The 2,647-nt window shown below is 67.4% G+C and carries 2 protein-coding genes; both read left to right on the top strand.

Annotated elements, in window-relative coordinates; genetic code table 11:
- The first annotated feature begins 125 nt into the window (after nt 1-125).
- Nucleotides 126-2,213, top strand: a complete 2,088-nt coding sequence (locus IEX93_RS11320) for an AAA family ATPase (RefSeq protein ID WP_188848287.1) — start codon at nt 126-128, stop codon at nt 2,211-2,213.
- A 10-nt stretch (nt 2,214-2,223) separates the two neighbouring features.
- Nucleotides 2,224-2,647: hypothetical protein (locus tag IEX93_RS11325; RefSeq protein WP_229906187.1), on the top strand; the 424-nt coding region annotated here is incomplete at its 3' end.

The raw sequence follows: 2,647 nt of genomic DNA on the forward strand, positions 1-2,647 counted from the left end.
CCTTACCCATCGCCTGGGTAGCTAGGGTGGCGGCGTGAATAGTGTCGGAGCGAATAACCGAAGGGGGGAATAAAATCCTCCCTTTAAAGCCCAGTTTACCCAAAGGGGCCGGTATAGTGTTCCCCATGCGGGTCGCCTCCTTGCGTTGGTTCACCCCGCCCACCAAGCCCAAACCCGCCCCCCTCTTCTTCGGCCAGGCCCAGGCCCTAAGGGCCCTGGAGGCCGCCTTCCGCCAGGGCGGCCACGGCTATTTGGTGGGGCCCAGCGGCCTGGGCAAGCGCAGGCGCCTCCTCGCCTACCTGGAGGGCCGCACCTTCCCCCGGCCCGAGCTGGTCTACCTTCCCGTGGGGGAGGAGGCCTTCCCCCTCCTCCTCCCCGAGGGGAAGGGAAGGGCTCTGGTGGAGGGAGTGGAGGCCCTTTTGGCCGAGTTCACCCCGGGGCTTTTCCGGGAAAAGGGTTTCCTTTACGCCAAAAGCCTGGTGGAAGCCCGCTACCAGAAGGAGGCGGAGGCCCTCCTAAAGGCCCTTTCTCAGGAGGCCGAAAGCCACGGCTTCGCCCTTGAGGAGACGGAGGAGACCTTCAGGCTTTCGGGCAAGGGCCCCCTGCCCCCCGAGCTTTCCGCCAAGCTGGAGGAGACGGTTTTGGCCTACATGGACGCCAGGCAGAAGGCCCAGGCGGAGGTGGCCGCCTTAAGGCGGGGCTTCGCCGAGCGCTTTCTTCTCCCCCGGGCCAAGGAGCTCAAGGCCCGCTTCCCCGAGACCGGGCGCTACCTGGACTGGCTTTTAGAAACCCTCCTAAGGGCGGCGGCCCTGGAGGAGGAGCCCGCCTTCCAGGCCCTTCTCCCCCGGCTTTTGGTGGAGGGGGGAAGCCGGGTGGTCTACGAGCCCAACCCCACCCCGGAAAGGCTTTTCGGCCACCTGGAGTACGAGGTCCACGAGGGGGTCCTCACCACCCATCTGGGCCTCCTGCGGCCCGGCGCCCTCCTCAAGGCCGCCGGAGGGGTGGTGGTCCTCGAGGCCCACCGGGTGTGGGAGCTGGGGAGCTACCCCCTCCTCAAGCGGGCCCTGGCCACGGGGGAGGTGGAGCCCTTGGCCCCCCACCCCGAGGTCAAGGGCCCCAGGCTCAAACCCGCCCCCCTCGAGGCCCAGGTCTTCCTGGTGGGCCCCCCGGAGGTCATGGCCTTCCTGGAGGAGGACGAGGAGTTTTTGGAGCTTTTCCCCTTCCGGGTGGAGTTCGCCCCCGAGATCCCCTACACCCGGGAAAACGTGGCCTACCTGGGGGGATTTCTGGAGAAGGAGGGCATCCCCCTCACCCCCGGGGGGCTCGCCGCCCTGGCCGACGAGGCCAGGCGGCTTGCGGGGCACCGGGAAAGGCTAGACGCCCGCCTCTACCGGATCCTGGACCTGGCCAAGGAGGCGGCGGCCCTCCGCACCCCCGTGGACAAGAAGGCGGTAAGGGAAGCGGTGCGGGCGCGGGAAGAGCGCTTCGCCCTGGAAGAGGCCCTCTACCTCCAGGACCTCGAGGAGGGGGTGGTGGCCCTGGAGGTGGCCGGGGAGCGGGTGGGGGAGGTGAACGGCCTGGTGGTGGTGGAAGGCCCCCTGCCCGCAGGCCGCCCCGTGCGCATCACCGCCCAGGCGGGGCCCGGCCGGGAGGGGATCCTCTCCATTGACCGGGAGGTGGGCCTTGGGGGGCAGGTCTTTCACAAGGCGGTCCTCACCCTGGCCGGGTACCTTCGGGGCACCTACGCCCAGGTGGGGGCCCTCTCCGCCACGGTGAGCCTGGTCTTTGAGCAGAGCTACGGGAGCATTGAGGGGGATTCGGCGGGGCTCGCCGAGCTTCTGACGGTGCTCTCCGCCATCTCCGGCCTTCCCTTAAGGCAGGACCTGGCGGTGACCGGGGCCATTGACCAGACGGGAAGGGTCCTCGCCGTGGGCCGGGTGGCGGAGAAGGTGGAAGGGTTTTACCGGGTCTGCCGGACCCTGGGCCTCACGGGAACCCAGGGGGTGGTCCTTCCCAAGGCCAACCTCCCCCACCTCACCTTACGGGAAGAGGTGGTGGAGGCCCTGGAAAAGGGGCGCTTCCACCTCTACGCCGTGGAAAGCGTGGACGAGGCGGTGGAGCTCCTCTTCGGCCGCAAGGCCTACTGGGTGCACGAGAAGGTGCGGGAGGCCCTGGAGCACTTCCAGAAGCTAGAAAACGGGGAGGAAGAGTAAACTTAGGGGGATGGCTAAGAGGAACACCCCCTCTAAGCGGCAGCTGGAACTCCGCCTAAGCGGCCAGCTCTTTGAGATCCCACTCCTCTGGGACGTCCTCCTCATCGGCCGCCACGCCCCCATCGGCCCGGAGGCGGCCAGGCGCATGGCGGAAAGCCTGGCCCCCGGGCAGTTCACCCTTCTTAAGGTAGAAAAGGGACCCGTGGAAGCCCTTCTTGTCCGGAAAAACCTCCTCCAGGCCCTGGAGCCCAAGGCTTTAGAAGAGGTGCTCTTGGAAGAACTCGCCCCCCTCCTCTCCGAGGAACAGGTGGTACGGGCCCAGGTGGAGGTGGTGCTTTACACAGGGAGGACTATCCGATTAGACTTCCCCCCTTCGGTTATTCGCTCCGACACTATTCACGCCGCCACCCTAGCTACCCAGGCGATGGGTAAGG

The sequence above is a fragment of the Thermus composti genome (assembly GCF_014647535.1).
Classification (GTDB): Bacteria; Deinococcota; Deinococci; order Deinococcales; family Thermaceae; genus Thermus; species Thermus composti.